The sequence below is a fragment of the Buttiauxella noackiae ATCC 51607 genome (assembly GCF_001654865.1).
GTDB lineage: Bacteria > Pseudomonadota > Gammaproteobacteria > Enterobacterales > Enterobacteriaceae > Buttiauxella > Buttiauxella noackiae.
This window is the reverse complement of sequence record NZ_LXEO01000038.1, coordinates 1-19,431: the sequence shown is the minus strand read 5'-3', so window position 1 is coordinate 19,431 and position 19,431 is coordinate 1. Positions and strand designations below refer to the sequence as shown.

At 46.1% G+C, this 19,431-nt stretch carries 21 protein-coding genes; 12 read left to right on the top strand and 9 right to left on the bottom strand.

Going from position 1 to position 19,431, the window contains the following annotated elements; translation table 11 throughout:
* Positions 1-196: 196 nt before the first annotated feature.
* Positions 197-484 (top strand): DUF2623 family protein, encoded by a 288-nt coding sequence (locus tag M979_RS12805; RefSeq protein ID WP_034457406.1) that lies wholly within the window; start codon positions 197-199, stop codon positions 482-484.
* A gap of 45 nt (positions 485-529) precedes the next feature.
* Here the strand turns inward: M979_RS12805 and M979_RS12800 are convergent, their stop codons facing one another.
* Together M979_RS12800 and M979_RS12795 are read right to left on the bottom strand one after the other, a co-directional pair.
* The gene (locus M979_RS12800) at positions 530-709 is read right to left on the bottom strand and encodes a hypothetical protein (RefSeq protein WP_034457404.1); all 180 of its coding nucleotides are present in this window, start codon (positions 707-709) and stop codon (positions 530-532) included.
* Between the two features lie 83 nt (positions 710-792).
* Entirely contained in the window at positions 793-1,317 is a 525-nt protein-coding gene (locus tag M979_RS12795) for a rhodanese family protein (RefSeq protein ID WP_064555162.1), read from the bottom strand.
* Between the two features lie 201 nt (positions 1,318-1,518).
* Between M979_RS12795 and M979_RS12790 the strand changes: the two genes are divergently transcribed.
* From M979_RS12790 to M979_RS12780, 3 genes are all read left to right on the top strand, one after another.
* Positions 1,519-3,054, top strand: coding sequence for a sensor domain-containing diguanylate cyclase (locus M979_RS12790; protein ID WP_064555161.1), 1,536 nt, complete (start codon positions 1,519-1,521; stop codon positions 3,052-3,054).
* Positions 3,055-3,121: 67 nt separating this feature from the next.
* Positions 3,122-3,886, top strand: coding sequence for an EAL domain-containing protein (locus M979_RS12785; protein ID WP_064555160.1), 765 nt, complete (start codon positions 3,122-3,124; stop codon positions 3,884-3,886).
* A gap of 68 nt (positions 3,887-3,954) precedes the next feature.
* Positions 3,955-4,716 carry an EAL domain-containing protein gene (locus M979_RS12780; RefSeq protein WP_064555159.1) on the top strand — a complete coding sequence of 254 codons (762 nt, stop codon included), beginning with the start codon at positions 3,955-3,957 and terminating at the stop codon, positions 4,714-4,716.
* Between the two features lie 40 nt (positions 4,717-4,756).
* Here M979_RS12780 and M979_RS12775 read toward each other — a convergent pair whose 3' ends face one another.
* Genes M979_RS12775 through M979_RS12745 form a run of 7 tightly spaced genes read right to left on the bottom strand, consistent with a single transcriptional unit; the run spans position 4,757 to position 11,043 of the window.
* Positions 4,757-6,853, bottom strand: a complete 2,097-nt coding sequence (locus tag M979_RS12775) for a flagellar biosynthesis protein FlhA (RefSeq protein WP_034457393.1) — start codon at positions 6,851-6,853, stop codon at positions 4,757-4,759.
* Positions 6,840-7,976, bottom strand: a complete 1,137-nt coding sequence (flhB, locus tag M979_RS12770; RefSeq protein ID WP_064555158.1) for a flagellar biosynthesis protein FlhB — start codon at positions 7,974-7,976, stop codon at positions 6,840-6,842. The genes M979_RS12775 and flhB overlap by 14 nt, the downstream gene beginning before the upstream one ends.
* Positions 7,973-8,746 (bottom strand): flagellar biosynthetic protein FliR, encoded by a 774-nt coding sequence (gene fliR, locus M979_RS12765; protein WP_064555157.1) that lies wholly within the window; start codon positions 8,744-8,746, stop codon positions 7,973-7,975. The genes flhB and fliR overlap by 4 nt, the downstream gene beginning before the upstream one ends.
* A 6-nt stretch (positions 8,747-8,752) precedes the next feature.
* Positions 8,753-9,025, bottom strand: coding sequence for a flagellar biosynthesis protein FliQ (gene fliQ / locus M979_RS12760; RefSeq protein ID WP_034457387.1), 273 nt, complete (start codon positions 9,023-9,025; stop codon positions 8,753-8,755).
* Positions 9,022-9,783 (bottom strand): flagellar type III secretion system pore protein FliP, encoded by a 762-nt coding sequence (gene fliP, locus M979_RS12755; RefSeq protein ID WP_064555156.1) that lies wholly within the window; start codon positions 9,781-9,783, stop codon positions 9,022-9,024. Before fliP ends, fliQ begins: the two co-directional genes overlap by 4 nt.
* Positions 9,780-10,172 (bottom strand): FliM/FliN family flagellar motor switch protein, encoded by a 393-nt coding sequence (locus tag M979_RS12750; protein WP_034457383.1) that lies wholly within the window; start codon positions 10,170-10,172, stop codon positions 9,780-9,782. The genes fliP and M979_RS12750 overlap by 4 nt, the downstream gene beginning before the upstream one ends.
* On the bottom strand, positions 10,165-11,043 hold the full coding sequence (locus M979_RS12745; protein ID WP_064555155.1) for a FliM/FliN family flagellar motor switch protein: 879 nt from the start codon (positions 11,041-11,043) through the stop codon (positions 10,165-10,167). The genes M979_RS12750 and M979_RS12745 overlap by 8 nt, the downstream gene beginning before the upstream one ends.
* Before the next feature lie 469 nt (positions 11,044-11,512).
* Here M979_RS12745 and M979_RS12740 point away from each other — a divergent pair, with 469 nt between their 5' ends.
* From M979_RS12740 to M979_RS12705, 8 genes are all read left to right on the top strand, one after another.
* Entirely contained in the window at positions 11,513-12,532 is a 1,020-nt protein-coding gene (locus M979_RS12740; RefSeq protein ID WP_064555154.1) for a sigma-54 interaction domain-containing protein, read from the top strand.
* Between the two features lie 111 nt (positions 12,533-12,643).
* Entirely contained in the window at positions 12,644-13,018 is a 375-nt protein-coding gene (fliE, locus tag M979_RS12735) for a flagellar hook-basal body complex protein FliE (protein ID WP_064555153.1), read from the top strand.
* 9 nt (positions 13,019-13,027) lie between these two features.
* Complete coding sequence (gene fliF / locus M979_RS12730) at positions 13,028-14,722, top strand: flagellar basal-body MS-ring/collar protein FliF (protein WP_064555152.1); 1,695 nt, start codon at positions 13,028-13,030, stop codon at positions 14,720-14,722.
* Positions 14,679-15,737, top strand: coding sequence for a flagellar motor switch protein FliG (locus M979_RS12725; RefSeq protein WP_034457374.1), 1,059 nt, complete (start codon positions 14,679-14,681; stop codon positions 15,735-15,737). Before fliF ends, M979_RS12725 begins: the two co-directional genes overlap by 44 nt.
* Before the next feature lie 3 nt (positions 15,738-15,740).
* Entirely contained in the window at positions 15,741-16,496 is a 756-nt protein-coding gene (gene fliH / locus M979_RS12720; RefSeq protein ID WP_064555151.1) for a flagellar assembly protein FliH, read from the top strand.
* Positions 16,489-17,805, top strand: coding sequence for a flagellar protein export ATPase FliI (gene fliI / locus M979_RS12715; RefSeq protein ID WP_034457371.1), 1,317 nt, complete (start codon positions 16,489-16,491; stop codon positions 17,803-17,805). The genes fliH and fliI overlap by 8 nt, the downstream gene beginning before the upstream one ends.
* A 23-nt stretch (positions 17,806-17,828) precedes the next feature.
* Positions 17,829-18,263, top strand: coding sequence for a flagellar export protein FliJ (gene fliJ, locus M979_RS12710; RefSeq protein WP_064555150.1), 435 nt, complete (start codon positions 17,829-17,831; stop codon positions 18,261-18,263).
* A 3-nt stretch (positions 18,264-18,266) separates the two neighbouring features.
* On the top strand, positions 18,267-19,431 hold a 1,165-nt coding region (locus tag M979_RS12705), incomplete at its 3' end, for a glycosyltransferase family 2 protein (protein WP_157093244.1).

Here is a 19,431-nt window from a genome sequence, read left to right as displayed (position 1 = left end):
GGCATTTCCTCAATAAAATCCGCTAAATGAGACATATCAGGCAGAGTTTCCTGATTTTGTCGTTCGGTTATAGATTTTCTATTTAAAATCATATGGTTAATTTTTTCATTCATTGCCTCAGTTTTAAGGCTACCCAGTGCTGGAAAAAACGTTATATGATTTGTTATATAGCGATTTAATCAACAGGAGCATTCACGTGGATAATCATTTTGGGAAGGGATTGATGGCAGGGCTGAAAGCCCGTGAAGCTGACAGTGTCACCAGGGTGACTCGCTTTTGCTCGGACTATAAACGTGGGTTTGTGCTGGGGTTTAGTCATCGTATTTCAGAACAAACTGGCGACCGCCAACGGGCAGCATGGGAAGCAGGGGTATTAACTCGTCGCTACAACCTCGACAAAGAACTCGTGGCTGATTTTTTCAAAGAAGTGAATGCAGATACCGCAGTGAGATGTTTTTTTGCGGGTTATGAAAGAGGTTACTGAGAACAATCGTTTGGCGGGCAAAACAAGACCCGCCTGAGATAAACCTTAGCACACGCCAAAATCGTCATCTTCTTTATATAGCACAACGTCTTCTGCCTTTAAGGTGACGGTTTCACCGGTCAAAATGCTTCTGGGCGTACAGAACAGAGTATCCCCCTGAACATCCAGAACTTCATATTTTGGGCCGCCTTTTTTGGGCTGCACCAGATCGCCTGGTTTGAACATAATTAGCCTCATTCATTGAAGATAAATCAACAACGTCTAATGTTAACCATAGCCCAAAGCGGCAGAATACATGTCGATTTAACCTAAGGTTTATTCCACGGCATTTTTTCGAGTAGGCGCGCCATGCCACAGAAACCGCTTATGCCTGCAAAGAGCAATCCTGCCCCTACAAAACCGGAGAGTAAGAAGAACCCTGGATGTACCATGTAGCCCAGCACTACACCTGCAAGCACCAGCGTTCCAACTGCAATTTGTACCTGACGCATCAAAGGTAATGGTTGTGATTTATCAGTAAGAATTTCCAGCCCCTCTTTCTTCCAGGCATTTAATCCACCTTCAAGCAGCAATACTTTTGCCGGTGCTACAGCATCCGCCAACTTTTGCGCATTTTGCGCAGTACGCATACCTGACTGGCAATGAAAAATCACCGTATCGAAAGGATCAAATGGGCCAAGTCGATCACCATTTTCGATGGACGAAAGTGACAGCAAGTGCGCTTCGGCAATATTTTCCCGGGCGTACTCGTCACGCTCGCGGATATCAATTAGCGCAGCGCCTTGCGCGACCAGAATTTTGGCTTGAGCGGGGGAAATAGTCTCGATAGTCATGTTGTTCCTATTGGCAATAGCGTGCTTTTACTCAACTAAGGAGACGATAAAAGAAAGAGGAATGCACGAGATTTTTGGCAGGTTTTTTTTCCGGTAAATTTAAGAATTTCAGTTCATGAGTCGTTTTGTTCTGATGAAGTGTGAAGATCTGGCGTTAAGGCATCAGCATCACGTTATGACATTGTTAAATGGATTTCAGACATGGAAGTGAGTAAAAAGTCAGGCACAGTTAATCGTTTATTGACGGTATTATTCGTAGTGATGCTAATTCCTTTTATGATGGTTTCGATCTGGTCATTTGACAATATTCACAAAGATAATATACAGGCTTTTAATAAAAATCTGACGCGATTTACACATAATACTGCAATGGAAAGTGTAAATCGACAGTTGGAAGAGATTGATATTGTTTTCCAGATTCTGAATAGCCGCATGACATATCATGGAACTCGTTTTTTTATTAATGAAGAGAAGGGGATTCTTCATTCAATTATAGCCTCTATTGTCAATACATTATCTTTTTTTGATGCCGCGATTATTTCTAATATTGAGGATAATTATCGTACATATCCAGAAGTTAGACGAGATGATTATATACCCAGCAAACGCCCCTGGTATCCAAATGTTAAAAATCAGAAAGGAATACATTATTCTGAACCTTATTCAGATCTTCTTTCAGAGAATAATGACCCTGAGGATCGTACTATTACCGTGAGTATGAATCTCTTCGATGAAGAGCTGCAAAAATATGGCAACATAGGTTTTGACCTGGATTTGGATACCATGAGCGCGGCCTTAAAAAATATAGTTGTGCCTTTTGAGGGGAAATTTTTAGTCGCCGCAAACGATGGCAGTGTCGTTATGAATGCAAATATTAAAGATATTTTCCATCAAAAGGTTCCATTAAGATGGATTGAAAACTCTGTTGATTTAGAAGGGCACTTCTACGACAAAGAAACAAAAAAACATATTTTCTATCGCTCGTTTTCCGAACCATATTGGGTCGCGTTTACTATTGTTGATGATGAAAAATATAATGATTTTATTAATGATGCTCCGCAAGCGCTGATCTACATCATTGTAGTCTGCTTAATCATTTATATTATTTTGATTTGCTTATGTCGTGTATATATCAGAGAGATAATTAGTCGTCTTTATATGGGTGTCAATGGTATTAGCTATGATGGTCAAACGCAGGATCTGGAAAAAATTTATACTAAAATAAAAAATAGCCAGATTGAACTTAAAGAAGTGCGCCGTGTTAATTGTGAAGATGCATTGACGGGAATTGGCACCCGGCGAAAATTTGATGACCGAATGGCTGAGCTAATTGATAGCAATACACCATTCTATCTGGCAATACTGGATCTCGATAATTTTAAAAACATCAACGATACGTTTGGTCATGCGGTAGGTGACTCAGTACTGAAATATGTCAGTAAAGTTGGTAAAGCGATTATTGAACCTGATTATGGTGTTTATCGTTTTGGTGGTGAAGAGTTGGTCGTGTTATTTCATGGTGGTGAATATGATCTCTATTTTGAATTGATGGAAACCTGGCGCATGACTATATGTCAACGTCAATGGCGAGAAACGGCATTACATGTATCCTTTAGCTGTGGTATTGCATGCTGGAAACCAGGTGAAAGTGCGCAGGATATTATAACCAAAGCAGATAAAGCACTATATAAGGCAAAACACTCAGGGAAAAATGCGATTCACTCTGCAAATGATTAAATAATGAGGTGAATTATTCTGAAGCAGACCACAATTTATTTTGTTTTTATCGTGAAAGGAAAGTCATATGACGGTTGATAATGATGATATTAGAAAAATACTTACCAATATCTCAGAGGGAAATCCTGAGCAGTCCCTCACCGTTTATTTACAGCCGATTATTAATATGGTCGATGGCCGTTGTCTGGGAGCTGAAGCATTAGTTCGAGGACGAGTTGATAGCAAGCTTGTGTTCCCGGACCGCTTCATTAGCCTGCTGGAGAAAAATAAAGATATTCGTAAGCTGGGTGTTTTTGTACTGCAGCATGCAATTGAGTTCAGCAAAGAATATGGTCTTCATCGGCAGAATGACTTTAATCTTAGCAGCAATTTTTCCCCTATTGAAATCAATGACCGTAGTGTTGTTGAAAAAATTAAACGTATAACGGATGCCGCAGACTTCCCAACCCATAAAGTGACAATTGAAATTACCGAAACAAATATCTCACTCAGCCCACAAGGAAGGCAGAATGCCAAATGGCTGCAGCAGCAAGGTTTTGTCATTGCCTGGGATGATATTAGTCATCTCGATGATTTGAGTAAAAATAGCCGTGAATTTTGTAGCAATGTGATTAAACTTGATCGCAGCCTTTTGAATGAAGAGTGTTTGCCATTAGCTCGTGAAATCATCTTGTTATGTAAGATGAAAAAATTACAGCTGGTTGCCGAAGGTGTGGAATATGCCTGGCAGCGAGACTGGTTGCTTGAACAAGGCGTTACTGCTTGCCAGGGATACTATTATTCCCCTCCCGTAAATACTCAGGTTTTTGCACAGAAATATATCTGTGCGTAAACCCATTTTGTTAGTGCGAGTCCACCTGCGTAGTGTATCTCCACTCCATATTATAAAGAGGTCATAACATGAGCGATATTGGCTCAAATTTCATTATTAAAAAAATATCCCATAGTGATTTTTCTAATGTGGTGGATTTTTACGTCCAACCAATTTTTAATTTATCATCTTTTCAGTGTGTCGGTGCCGAAGTATTATTACGTGGTATGCACCGTCAAAATATTGTCCAGCCTGCAAAATTTCTACAGCAACTTGAAGAAAATGACGGCATTATTAATGTTGGAAAATATATCATTAGTAAAGCTTTTGAGTTTCTACAACAATCGGTTTTACCGCAGAAACCTGATTTCTTTCTCAGTATCAATCTGGCACCGCATCAACTCAATGATGAAGGCTTTGCTGAAAGCATTATTTCGCTACAGGCTGAGTATGCTATATCGCCAAAATCAGTGATTTTTGAGATAACGCAGTCCACAGAAGAATTAGCAGAAAGCGGCGAGGAAAATATTCAGCGATTGCAAAATGCTGGGTTTGCTTTTGCCTGGGATGATGTAGGCAGTATTGATGACGTTCAAAACAAGCTCGCTCAGTCGGCGTGTGATTATATTAAACTGGATCGCGACTGCCTTAAGAATGGTCATAGTGAGAAAACCCCTGAACTCATTATGGAGGCACATAAAAATAATGCCTCCATTATTGCTGAAGGGGTAGAAACAATGGCGCAAACGTCAATGTTGTTAAAACATGATGTTGAACTGGCTCAGGGGTATCTATTTTCCCGTCCATTGAAAAAAATAGATTTTGTCACTACTTATATTCGCAAATCATAAATAGCCCAACGCCTTGTTATCTATAGCGCTGGGCTATTCATTAGGCCAGCGTCCCCACAATATTCAGATCTGCTTCATCAGGTACTTCGTTGTAAGACAACACATGCAGGCCGGATGCAAACAGGCGACCATAGCGAGAAATGAGTGGGCGTAATTGCGGTGTTACCAGCAGCAATGGCGCCATTCCCTGCGCTTTCATATGTTCCTGAATCATTGGCATCGTATTTTGTAACTGCGTCAGAATATTCGGGTCAACCGGGAAGTTATCCAGCCCAACTTTTCCACTTTGCTGCGCGTGGTTGAGCGCGTTGAGCAGAATGTTTTCCAGTTCATTATCCAACGTATAAGCCTGAAGGGTGCGCTTATCGCCATTGATATTATGGATAATGGCGCGGCGCAGCGCGAAGCGCACATCGGAGGTTAATAGCACTGGATCTTTCGTTAATGCAGCACTTTCAAGCAGCGTAGCGGCAATCGTATTAATGTCTTTTAGTGAAATCTGCTCCAGCAACAACTGGCGATAAACGCGTAGCAGCAGGCTGTAGTTAAGTTGGGTAATTAAATCCTCTGCCAGTTTTGGCGCCTGCTGGCTCAAACGATGATGCAGGTGAGTGATATCGTCATAGTTAAACAATTCAGGTAAATAATTACGCGCAATTTTATTAACGTGAGTTGCGACGACACTCGCGCAATCCACCACCTGATAACCTAAATTCAACGCTTTCGCTTTTTGCTCGGGTAAAATCCAGGTAATCGCCATTCCATAAGCAGGATCGGTATCCAGCACCCCATCGATTTCCCCGTACAGTTCAGCCCCTGGAATTGCCATTAATTTGTCGGCATGGACTTCTCCGGTCGCAATGCGAATACCGTTGATATGAACGGCGTATTGAGAAGGCTTCAGGCGGAAGTTTTCCCGAATCCGTATTTCAGGCAACAGTACGCCGCATGTTTCAGAAATCACCTGACGCACACCGCGAATTCGTTGAGACAGTGGGCTTCCCCGCGTGGTATCCACCAAAGTCACCAGCTTATATCCCAGATTCAGGCCAATCGGCTCTACCTGTGGAATGCTGTCCCAATCAATAACGGGCGGATTGTCGTGGGAAATAGCCTCATTGATGGCTTCAATTTCTATCACCGGCTGTGGTGCAGCCACTCGCTTGCTCTGTTTCCACGCAGCAAAAATCAGTAGCGCGGTAAAACTCAGGAAGGCGATGTGTGGCATACCTGGCACAATAGCCAGTACGAACATGACAAGTGCAGCTGTATAGAGGATAGAAGGGCGCGCCAGTAACTGCGTATTAATTTCGGTGCTGATGTCGTTACCATCACCAACGCGGGTCACGATAATTGCCGCAGCAGTAGAAAGCAGCAGAGAAGGTATTTGCGCGACCAGGCCATCACCGATGGACAACAAAACATATTGCTGGAAAGAGTGACCCACATCGAGATTATGGGCAAATACACCAATACAGATACCGCCGATAATGTTGATTATCAGGATCATAATCCCGGCAATGGCATCGCCGCGCACAAACTTCGATGCGCCATCCATTGCACCGAAGAAATCTGCTTCACCGGAGACATCCTGACGGCGCAGCCGTGCCTGTTCCTGATTAATCAACCCCGCATTCAGGTCGGCATCAATCGCCATTTGCTTGCCTGGAAGCGCATCAAGCGTAAATCGTGCCGAGACTTCGGAAATACGCTCCGCACCTTTGGTGACCACCACAAAGTTGATGATCATCAGGATCACAAACACCACAAAGCCGACGACAAAATTACCGCCAATAACGACCTGGCCAAAGGCTTCAATGACTTTACCGGCGGCACCTTCGCCCTCGTGGCCATGCAATAACACCACGCGGGTCGATGCGACGTTCAGGGTCAGACGCATTAACGTGGTTATCAGCAAAATGGTCGGGAAAATCGCAAAATCGAGCGGGCGTTTACTGTTAACCGAAACCAGCAACACAATGACGGCCAGCACGATATTGAAGGTAAACAAAATATCGAGGATTAACGGCGACAGCGGCAGCATGATCATTGCCAGCACGCAGAGTATCAGGAGAGGAATCCCCAGATTACTTTGCCGAATCAGGTTGAAGTAACCTGTAAATTTACCGTTTGCCATCTGTTTTCATTACCTCTTTTGGGATATCCATATGCTTGTTCAATTGCGGCTTTATATCACTGCGTCCATTGCGCCACTCTTTAATTTGCATCACGTAAGTCAGTACATGTGCGATGGCGCGAAATAGCTGGGAAGGAATTTGTTGATTCACGCGCGTGCTGTAGTAAATGGCACGAGCGAGCGGCGGAAACTCAACGATTTCAACCTGGTTCTGAGTGGCGACTTCGCGAATATACAGAGCGATATCGTCCATTCCTTTGGCGAGAATATAGGGAGCTTGTGCTTTATTTGGGTCGTATTTCAACGCGACGGCATAGTGAGTCGGGTTGGTTAAAATCACGTCAGCCGTCGGAACGACTTTGTTAATCTGCCCCTGTGCCATTTGCCGTTGCAACTGGCGGATTCGCCCTTTTACTTGTGGGTTTCCATCATTATTTTTATGTTCATCGCGCACTTCTTGCTTGGTCATGCGCATCTTTTTCATAAACATAAAAATGGATAACGGCACATCAATGAAGGCGAAGATGATAATCACGCCAAGTAACCACCAGAATGACTGACGTAAAATCAGCAAACCTTCCTCAATGCCCTGGCGTAACCATATGCGCTGCAAGCCGAGTAATTCCGGCAAATTATCCTGAATCAAAGACCATAAGACGGCCATTAGCACGCTGCATTTCAGCAGCATTTTCAGGACGTCAACATAGTGGCTTGCAGAAAACATACGTTTCAGGCCACTGATAGGGCTTATTTTTTTGAAGTCAGGAAGCAGCTTGTTAGGTGTAAAAATCCATCCGCCGGGGATGAGCGTAGATATCACGCAAACAAATGGAATCGGCACCAGCGTCAGGACGAATTTCAGCAGCAACCAGACATGATGCATCAGGAACTGTTCGAGGGCCGCATCGTCGTTTAGCTTACCTGCCATGGTCGCCACGGAAAAAAAGGAGTCCTGAACCAACTGGCGGTAGAACGGGAAAAAGATCATCAAAGTGATCAGCGATGTGACCAGGCCTGCGGCCATAGTGAGATCTTTTGAACGCGCAATATCCCCTTTTTCGCGCGCTTTACGAAGCTTGCCGTGGGTGGCCTTTTCGCTTTTATCTCCCGAGCCTGACATCAGTAAACCCGTATCGAATCAAGTTTGCCCAGTATGTAATTCGTCAGACTGAGATAGTGTTCAGGAATGTTACTGACCATCAATGCAAGGCACAGCAGGCCAAACAGCATGCTGATAGGAAAACCTAACGAAAACAGGTTCAGCGTGGGTGAGATACGGTTCAGTAAACCGAACGAGCCTTGCACCATTAACATCACAAAACCGGTAGGTAGCGCGATTAACACGGCTGACGAAATCAGCCAGCCAAGGCTTTGTACAAAGGTTTGTAGCGAAAGCGAAGTAATTGCCTGTCCCGGTGGCCAATAGGTAAAGCTTTTATAGATGATGGTCACAAGTAGCAGATGTCCGTCCATGGTGAAAAAAAGCAGCACGCTGTAAACAAAGATAATCTGGGATATCACCGTGGTGGAGTTGCCGTTACTGGGGTCATTCATGACTGCCATACCGAGGCCCATATTCATTGAAAGAATATGTCCCGCGGTCTGGAGAACCACAAAAACCAACTGCAACATGGCACCAAATAGAAAACCCCACAGGATCTGCTCGCCAATCAGCACAATACTGCGCATTGACAGCAATTCTGTTAGCACCACAGCCTGGTGCAGCATCGGGGAGATGACCGCCGTGAGCGCAATGGCGAGGCCAATTTTGATGCGCCGAGAAATAGAGCGTTGATCAAATACTGGGCTGAAATGGATAAACGACAGTATGCGCACGAACGGCAGAAAAGCAGCCATCAATGGGGCGATCAGTGTCTGGATGTCAAAGCCCATAATGATTTAGCCAACCAACCGTGCAGCCTGGTGGAAAATTTCAATGGTGAAATCAGACAGTTTAATCAGCATCCATTTTCCAGCCACCACCAGAACCAGTAACGTAACGACAAGGCGCGGCAAAAAGCTGAGTGTTTGTTCGTTAATTTGCGTCGTTGCCTGGAAGATACTGACCACCAGGCCGACGAGCAGGCTTGGAACAATTGCGACCACAGAAATAATCAGAACCAGCATGATGGCGCCGGACATAATCTCTCCGGCGGTGTCCATGGTCATCATCCCGAGACCCCTTGTACGCTGGTGGTCAGGGTACTGACAATCAGATTCCAGCCATCGCAAAGTACAAACAGCATTAGCTTAAATGGCAAAGAAACAATCAGCGGTGACAGCATCATCATCCCCATTGCCATCAAAATACTGGCGACAATCAGGTCAATAATCAGGAACGGGATGTAAATCATAAAGCCAATCTGGAACGCCGTTTTCAGCTCACTGAGCACAAAAGCCGGTACCACGATACTCAGATCCATTTCCATCGGATCGCCTTTCTCACCCGCGATAGACATGATTTGCGCCATCGAGGTTTTACTGGTTTGCGCCAGCATGTACTTCTTAAGCGGTTGCTCAGCGGTCGTCAGGGCTTGCTTAAGCGAAATAGCATCATTCTGATAGGGAACAATGGCCTGGTCATAAACCGTGGTCCATACCGGGCGCATAACCAGCATGGTCAATGCGAGCGCAATTCCCGTCAGGATTTTATTCGGTGGACTTTGCTGTAAGCCAAGTGCCTGGCGCAAAATAGCCAGCACAATAATGAAGCGCGTGAAGCAGGTCATCATCAGCACCATGATCGGCAAAATGCCGAGCAGGGTCATCAGAATCAGAATCTCAACCTTAACGCTGTAATCCTGGCCGCTGCCGTTGCTGGTGGTGCTGAGTAGGGTAATATCCCCGTTCGCAGCCAGCAAGTGAGGCGAAATAAGCAGCCCTGTTAGCAGCAATAACCCCAGACCAGTGCTGCGAAAATTGCGACTCATTGCGTCAGTTTGCCTAAATCGTGGTTGCTAAATTCGATGATACGCAGGCCATACTTTTCGTTAAGCACTACCACTTCAGCTTTACCGAACTGAATGCCATTCACCTTTAAATCCAGCGGTTCACCCGCCATTTTGTCCAGCTCAATCACGCTGTCGTTGCTAATAGTCATCAGCTCAGCCAAAGAAATGCTTACCGAAGCAACTTCCAGCGTCAGGTTTACCGGAATGCGGCTAAACAGGGCCATTTTGCGCAATTGTTCACTACGGCTTTCAGTTGCACTCTTCTCCACAGATTTAGCGGCGGAAATGTCAGCTTCATGCCCGGCAGTTTCCGGCAGGTCTATTTCGTCCAGATTAAAATCAATGGACAGGTCATTTTGATCACTCATACTTCATCTCTGGAGTTTTATCATTAAATTCAGAAAGATATAACCGTCCTCGTTCTTCAGCGACGACTGAGCTAAAAATCTGTTCATTTTCAATAAAAACCGGTAACGGTTCATTCAACGAAACGGGAATGATGTCACCTGGTCCAATATTTAATAGTTGGGCGACGGTGAGATTAATGGATACCAGACGGCCTGTGAGAGTCAGCGGCATATTGTTAAACATATGCTCAATTTGTTCAGAAGAGAGATTTTTAGCTTTTGGCTCGTCGCTCTCGCTATCGACACGTGAAGTGGCCAGAAGCAAATCAACATGATGCGCATCCAGCAAAATAGAAAAGCAATATTCATCATAACCTTCGAGCCAGAACCGAACAGAATAAGGCCATTGATGAATAATAGAGGTGTAATCATTCTTCAGTTCAAGCGTTTCATTTAATACTTCCTTGACCATAGTCAGCTGTAAAAGCTCCTGGCCAAGTTTTATTTTTAACCGGTCTTCAGTTTTTGTTACCGATTGGGTGAGATCTAAAGAGACGGTATTCCCTTCTTTGCTCAGTCCATAATAGGTATGCAAAATACTCAGTAAAAACTTTCGATTAATATCGAAGCCAATACTTCCATAAGGTGTGGAGAATATTTGTGCATTCTTGCAATGATAATCAATATCAAATGTCAGATTGCTCAATAGAGCATTGAGACGGTATTTCTTTAAAAAGAAAATACCTAACCTGGCTTCAATACTGTCAAATTTAGTGCTGATTATTTTGGGTATCTTGTGATAAGCCCTGCCTAGTTTACTGACATCCAGTCGCGTGAGTTCAGGACAATCAGAAGCCTGATAAACACGAATTCTATGCGATGCATTCTGCATGATGTGTCCATTATCATTCAGTGTGCTTACGTAAGCGCTTCTTTAAGATGCGACTTTATGCTGACGAGAAATAAGTAATCCTAATACAGTATGATTACTTTGTTTTGACGTGTTGCAGGTTACGTATGCAGCATTATGTTACAGGCGTAAAGTATGTCTTTTGGTTATGTTTAGTTCAAGTATTGGTGGCTCATTAATGTATTAATTATTTAAGTTTTTGGTTAATTAATCTGCATTAATTTATTGTTAATTCATTGATTTATATGGTTTTAATTGTGTTTTTTGTTAATTGTTCTTTAAAGGGGATTAATGAGAGGACAAGTATAATCACTTAGGTATACTTCTCTTGGGAAAATTCCTATTAGGGTTTGAAACCCAATTTTATTGATAGCCTAAGCATTATTGACCGGGATGGTCAGTTAGTCATTTAGACGCCCATTAATGCGACGAGATACTTGTGGATTTAGATATGGATAGTTTAACTCAGGATTGCATTTCAACCAGCCACGGATTTATTGCTCACGCAGCTGCTAGTGTGAATGCTTTCAATCTGGCCAGAAGAGTAGCCGAATTTAATGTCGCTACTATTATTACGGGTGAAACAGGAACCGGTAAAGAGTGTATTGCACGTACCATCCATCATTATAGTGTGGGTGAGAATGCTCCGTATGTTGCGGTAAACTGTGCAGCAATTCCTGAAACTATGCTTGAATCCATTTTATTTGGTCACGTCAAAGGTGCTTTTACGGGGGCACTTAGTAGCATGCCGGGGAAATTTGAGCTGGCAAATAATGGTGTTTTATTGCTTGATGAAATCGGTGATATGCCATTAAGTTTACAAGCTAAATTATTACGAGTTTTACAGGAGCAGGAAGTTGAGCGCCTGGGAAGCCATAAAAAAATCCCTCTCGATATTCGTGTTATCGCTTCTACCAATAAAGATTTACCTACTGAAATTGCAGAAGGACGCTTTCGCCAGGATTTATATTATCGTCTGGCTGTGGTTCCTATTCATGTTGCCCCTCTGCGTGAAAGACCAGAAGATATCATTCCATTAGCATTGAATTTCATAAAGAAATATCAATCGAAACATCTACAAAATAAAAAGCTCAGTGATGATGCACGTTTTGCATTATTAAAATATTCATGGCCAGGGAATATTCGAGAATTAGAAAATGTTATTCAACGTGGATTGATTCTGAGCAGCAGTGACGTGATTCAGGCGCAGGATTTGTCATTGCCTGTTGCTCACGAAAACGTCAGTGCAAATAGCACATGGGGTAGTGGTATCCAGACTCTGGTCACTCCAGTGTGTGATGCGATTCGTGGAGTGAAAGTCCACGGACGACTGGCGGAATATCAGTACATCATTGATTTACTTAAACAACACAACGGTAATAAATCGCGAACAGCGCAGTCACTAGGTATTACTCCGCGTGCATTACGTTATCGCCTGGCAACCATGCGTGGCGACGGTATTTACGCCTGACAGTGCTCAGTACGCTCACGTTCTGATTTGTACGCACTGCCCGTGACCCATCTGGCTGCCTCAATAGCACCGACTGGAACAGGCTCTAAGTTTCACAGGAAGAAATAATAAATGGATAAAATTCAGTTGGTTGCTTTCTCTTCCGCGCAGCATGCAATGCTGCAACGGATGCAGCAAAACATGCTCACTTCTTCACAAAGCATTATTGCCCCAGCACAGCAAATCGGCGGTGAAATTTCTGCCTCTTCCCTTTCAGGCTCATCCGCGGGCTCGTTCAGCCAGATGATGAATGAAGCCGTGCATCGCGTAGATGCCATGCAGCACAGTGCGGCAGCTAAACAGACCGCCGTGGAAACAGGGATCAGCGATGATTTGACGGGGGCAATGGTGGAAAGTCAGAAAGCCAGTGTCGCGTTTTCGGCGATGGTACAGGTGCGCAACAAGCTCACTTCTGCCCTCGACGAAGTCATGAATATGGCTGTGTAAGGTTTTGATGTGATTGATAAAATAAAACAACGATTCCCTATGACCTTTGAGCATGGGTTAACGGGAAACAAGAAAAATATGTTGCTGGGCGCTGCAGGCCTGGTACTTGCCAGCGCTATCGTCACGTCTTTGTGGATGACCAATCACAATTATGTGGCGCTGTTTGGCTCCCAGGAAAATGTACCCGTGAAGCAGGTTGTTGATGTTCTGGGTAGCCAGGCCATTGATTACCGTATCGATCCTGCCAGCGGCATCATCATGGTCGACAGCAGTAAATTGCCGAAAGCACGCATGGCGCTGGCGGAACAAGGTGTCACGGCCATTATGCCTGGCGGCTACGAATTAATGGATAAAGACGAATTGCTCGGCAGCAGCCAGTTTATTCAGAATGTCCGTTATAAGCGCAGTATCGAAGGTGAACTGGCGCAAAGCATAATGGGGCTTGATCCTGTGGAAGCCGCCCGAGTACATCTGGGGCTTATGGAGTCCAGTTCGTTTGTACTCACTAACCAACCAGAAAGCAGTGCTTCTGTAATGGTGCGCTTACGGGCAGGGCAGCATCTCAACGACCAGCAGGTGGCATCAATTGTGCAACTGGTGGCTGGCAGCGTTCCTGGTTTGAATGCAGGCCAGGTGCGGGTTGTTGATCAAACCGGCAATCTTCTTTCTGAAGGTATCGAAACAGATAACGGCCAGATGGCGGGTATCACCAAAGTTCGCGACATCAGCCAGCAGATCAAAAGCGAAACCGAAAAGAACATCGCTAACTTGCTAAATTCTATCGTTGGACAGGGTAATTTCCGTACCAGCGTCGTACCGCAAGTGGATTTCAGCGCTGTTGAAGAGACGCAAGAACGTTATGCGGGTGACCCGCGCGTCAGCGACGAAAGCGTTAACCAGGAAAACTCCACCGATGAGTTAGCGATGGGCATTCCTGGTTCGTTGAGTAACCGCGCACCAACGGCGGCTCCGGCCCAACCAGCAGCTACTCCTGCGGCAACCACAACTCCTGGAGCGCCTTCGACCACACCGCAAGCGCTCTCCAGCCGTAGTCAGACTCAGCGTAAATATGCCTATGACCGAGATGTACGGCATATCAAGCATCCGCTCTATAAGCTCGAAAAAATGTCTATTGCCGTGGTGTTGAACCAGTCGGCACCGGCACTGGAGAAGTGGACACCGGAACAATTCACCGCTCTGAATAAGTTGATAGAAGATGCGGCTGGTGTGGACAAGCAACGAGGAGATTCACTGACTCTCGATCGCCTGGTCTTTACACCTGCGGATTCTCTGGATATCCCATCAATGAAATGGTGGCAGGACCCGGATATTCGCGATTGGGGGCAGATGGGCGGTATTGGCTTCCTGGCTTTGCTGCTCCTGCTGCTTGGGGTTCGCCCACTGGCACGTCGCTTCACGACAAATTCGCCGCAACAGATTGCCAACTTGCAGGATGAAAACAGCGGTGTGCTGTTGGAAGGCGAAACCTCAAGCGAAGAAGATTCACTGGTACAGGCTTTGCCTAAGTCCTCCTTCCAGGTTGAGGATAATCTGCCGCCGCAAAGTTCAGGGCTTGAGACGAAAGTGGAATTCTTACAGACGCTGGCGCAGGGTGAAACCGAGCGCGTGGCTGAAGTGTTAAAACAATGGATAAATAGCAATGAGCGAACTAGCGCAGCCGCAACCGCAAGCAAACAAGACTAACCGCACTGCGGCAAGCGCTGCCAATAATGGGCGCAGCCGACTGGAGCAAGCAGCAATTTTGCTGCTTAGCATTGGCGAAGAAGCCGCCGCGACAGTCATGGCTAAATTGAGCCGTGAAGAAGTGGTGCGCGTGAGTGAAACAATGGCGCGTTTGCACGGCATCAAAGTCACCCATGCCCGAAATGCGATGAATAATTTCTTCCAGGATTACCGGGAGCAGAGCGGCATTAATGGCGCTTCCCGTACCTATCTGAAGAATATTCTTGATAAAGCGCTGGGCAGTGAGATTTCTCGCAGCGTGATTAATGGCATCTACGGTGATGAAATGCGTTACCGCATGGCGCGGTTGCAATGGGTTGATACCCCGCAGCTTGCAAGCCTTATTGATCAGGAACACTTACAACTTCAGGCCGTTTTCCTCGCATTCTTGCCACCGGATGTGGCGGCTAACGTATTGAGCTGCCTTGAAGAATCGCGCCGTGATGAAATTATCTATCGTATTGCTCGGCTCGATGACATAAACCGTGATGTGATTGACGAGCTGGATCGCATTATCGAACGCGGTGTGGCGGTGTTGTCTGAACACGGTTCAAAACTGGTGGGGATTAAACATGCGGCCGACATCGTCAATCGCATTCCATCTAACCAGCAGGAACTGTTAGAACAACTGCGTATACGTGACGAGGATGTGGTTAACGAGCTCAAAGATCAGATGTATGAATTCTTTATTCTCAGCCGCCAGACCCCTGCGGTGCTGCAACGCCTGATGGATGAAATCCCGATTGAAGAGTGGGCTGTGGCGCTCAAAGGCACCGAGCCGGTTCTGCGTCAGGCGATTTATAGTGCGATGCCAAAACGTCAGGTTCAACTATTACAAAGTACCGGTACCCGTTTAGGGCCGGTTCCGGCAAGCCGTGTTGAACAGGTACGCAAAGAGATTATGGCGACCGTACGTGAACTGGCAGAAGAAGGCGAGATTCAGGTTCGTCTCTTCTCTGAAGTGACGATGGAGTAACGGATGAGCCAGGAGACGAAATCGCGATTTGCCAAACCTCTTGCCCAACCGGCAACTGCAAGGCCAAGAGTGCATAAATTCCCGCCGCTGCATCGCAGCCGCCAACTGTTGGATGGCGCGATGGGTGATGCCGGGTTTAATGCACCGTTTCTGGATAACGCCAGCCTACAACAACAGCTTGCGGATGGTTTTCAGGAAGGCATGAAGCAAGGGTTTGAACAGGGTCTGGAAGAGGGGCGTGGTGAAGGTTACCAGGAAGGTGTGCGTCTGGGCTTTGACGAAGGCATGCGTAAAGGTCATGACGAAGGTAAAGCTGCCGGGCACCAACTGTTTATTGATGCATCGCAACCACTCGATGGCGTAACCGAGCAGCTTAAGCAGTATCTGGCCGATTATGAAACCCGGCGGCGCAATGAGTTGCTGCAACTGGTGGAAAAAGTCACCCGCCAAGTGATCCGCTGTGAACTGACTTTGCATCCAACGCAACTGCTTACGCTGGTGGAAGAAGCTATCGGTAGTCTCGCGAAAACGCCGGAACAGCTGAAAGTTTGCCTGAATGCGGAAGAGTATCGCCGCATTAGCGAAGCGGAACCTGAACGCTCGAAAGAGTGGGGGCTGTGTGCCGATCCGCAAATGCAGCCGGGGGAATGCCGGGTAGTAACCGAAACCACTGAAATGGACATCGGTTGTGAGCATCGCCTGGAACAATGCATGGACGTGCTAAAAGATACCCTCCTGCCGGAGGCGCAGGATGCATAAGATTGATTTCGAACAGGCGCTCAAATCGATCGAGAATATTAACCTCGCCCGTGTAGCGGGGCGCCTTGTTCGAGTCAATGGCATGCTGCTGGAGTGCGTCGGCTGTGTGCTGGCTATTGGTCAGCATTGTCGTATTGAAAGCGTTGATGGCAACATGATGGATGCTCAGGTCGTGGGTTTTGACCGAGAAATCACTCACCTGATGCCGTTTAAGCACCCGGTCGGGCTGATTGCTGGCGCTAAAGTTTACCCAGCCGAAAAAGAAGAATCAGTGATGGTGGGGATGCAATGGCTCGGGCGCGTAGTCAACGGCCTGGGTGAACCTCTGGATCAAAAAGGTAAATTGCAGGGGGAAACCCCGTTACCCCGCCATATCGCGCAAATTCACCCGCTTACCCGCCGCTCGGTTGATGAACCGCTGGATGTGGGCGTTCGCGCTATCAACGGGCTGCTGACCATTGGTAAAGGGCAGCGTGTTGGCCTGATGGCTGGCAGCGGCGTTGGCAAAAGTGTGCTGCTGGGCATGATCACCCGCTATACCCGCGCAGATGTGGTGGTGGTGGGGTTGATTGGCGAGCGTGGCCGCGAAGTTAAAGAGTTTATCGAACATTCGCTAGGCGAAACCGGGCTGGCAAAGTCAGTGATTGTCGCCGCACCGGCGGATGAATCCCCGCTGATGCGCCTGAAAGCAACGGAACTGTGCCACGCCATTGCCACCTACTATCGCGATCGTGGTCTGGATGTTTTATTGCTGGTCGATTCTCTGACTCGTTATGCGATGGCGCAGCGTGAAATTGCGCTCTCCCTTGGTGAACCTCCGGCAACAAAAGGCTACCCGCCGTCTGCTTTTGGCCTGATCCCAAAACTGGTGGAAAGTGCCGGAAACAGCGAGGGGCAGGGCACGATGACGGCAATCTATACCGTACTGGCTGAAGGTGACGATCAACAAGATCCGATAGTCGACTGCGCTCGTGCGGTACTGGATGGGCACATTGTGCTTTCAAGGCACCTGGCGGAAGCCGGGCACTACCCGGCAATCGACATCTCTCAGTCGATCAGCCGCTGCATGTCGCAGATCGTCACAACCGACCATCAGCGCGCCGCGCGGACTTTAAAGCAACTGTATGGCGAATACATGAATATCAAACCCATGCTGCCGCTTGGGGGCTACGTAGCCGGTAGCGATCCGCTGGTGGATCGTGCGGTGGGGATGGCTCCTGCTATCCACCATTATTTACAACAGGAAGTTGGCTTTGGTGCGACGCTTGAAAATACCATCGAGGACTTACAGTCGTTGGTTCAGCGTTAAACCGACTGATAAAGAGGTAAAGGATGCCAAGAACCATCAGAACGCTTGAACACCTGGTTCAAATGCGTGCCCGGACGGTGAAAGATCTCAGCGGAAAATTATCGTCCCAACAGCAGCTGTGCCAGCGTTATGAAAACAATATACAGGCGTTGAATAACCTGGCGGTTTCGCCTGCGGGTGCAGGAAATACCCATGCCGCCATGATGACTAATCAGGCGCATTATAAGAAAAACATCCAGCGAATTATTAACTGGCAAAAGCAAGAACAGGTGCTTGCGGATATGAAAATGCAGGAGATCCAACAGAATTTACTGCATGAAGCGCGCCGTGAGCGCGGGTATCAGCTGGTGCTTGAGCAACGGCAGGACAAGTTTGCCAGTGAAGAAACGCGTAAAGATCAGAAAACCACCGATGCGATGTCTACTCAGAGCTGGATGCGGCGCATACGTCAGGGATAACGAATGAAGACGACAAAAAATAGACCTAATTTGATGGGGTCTTTGCTGAATAAACAATTATTAAAACAGACTCAGGAACGAAAACCATTTGTAAGTGTTATTTCTCCAAGTTTCAACCGGAGAGAGTTTTTGCCATATTTGATTTATCAATTTCATTACCAGGACTATCCAGCAGACCGCCGTGAACTGATTATTCTGGATGATTCTGCTGAAAGTAATGAAGATCTGGTCAATATGCTTGCAATGAATAATGACACCAATGTGCGTTATATTCATAGCCCACGCCGCTTACAGTTGGGTGAAAAAAGAAATATGCTCAACGATCTGGCTACGGGTGAATATATCATTTGTTTTGACGATGATGATTACTATCCTGCCAATAAAGTCAGCTATCAGGTCGAGCAAATGATTCATCATAAAGCGGTCTTTTCAGGTTGTGATCAAATTTATATCTGGTATAGCCATTTGGATAAAATTTATCGCACGACCTCTTTAGGTAAGAATCATGCTTTAAATGGCACTTTTGGCTACCACAGGAACTATCTAAAAAAACATCGCTACCGTGATTCCGATATGCTGGCAGAGGAAGGGCCATTCTTGAACGGATTTACAGCACCCGTGCTGCAAGTTGAACCAAGAAATGCGATTCTTTGTGTTTCCCATAGTGCGAATACTTACGATAAAGACTTTGTTCTCGGGACTTGCGAATCTGTCGATTTAACGCTTGAGGATTTTGTCACTGACTCAAATTTGCTCACTCATTATCGCCGCTTGAGTCATGCACCTGTTACTCAACCGGTTAACTGGCCAGTATTTGAGAAGATAATTGTTCTGGAAAATAGCGTTGAGATGAACACTGAAATCACCACACGTAGCCTGGTGGATTTTGGTATGGCACCGCAGCAATTAATTTTTCAAAATAAGAATGAAGATGAGTTAGATACTCATCTTACGGTACTGGAACTTGCTAAAGAACAAAGGTGGAAAAGTGTTCTTATTATTGACTCCACCATTCAATTTGTAAAAAAAGAAAATTTTGTTAAGAATGTCAATGGCCTATTAAATAATATTGAGTCAATTGACTGGAAAGTCATCTTGCTGGGGGCACAGCATGATTCTATACGAACAATGCAAACACTACCGGGGGTGGCTCGTATTTTAGGCGCGG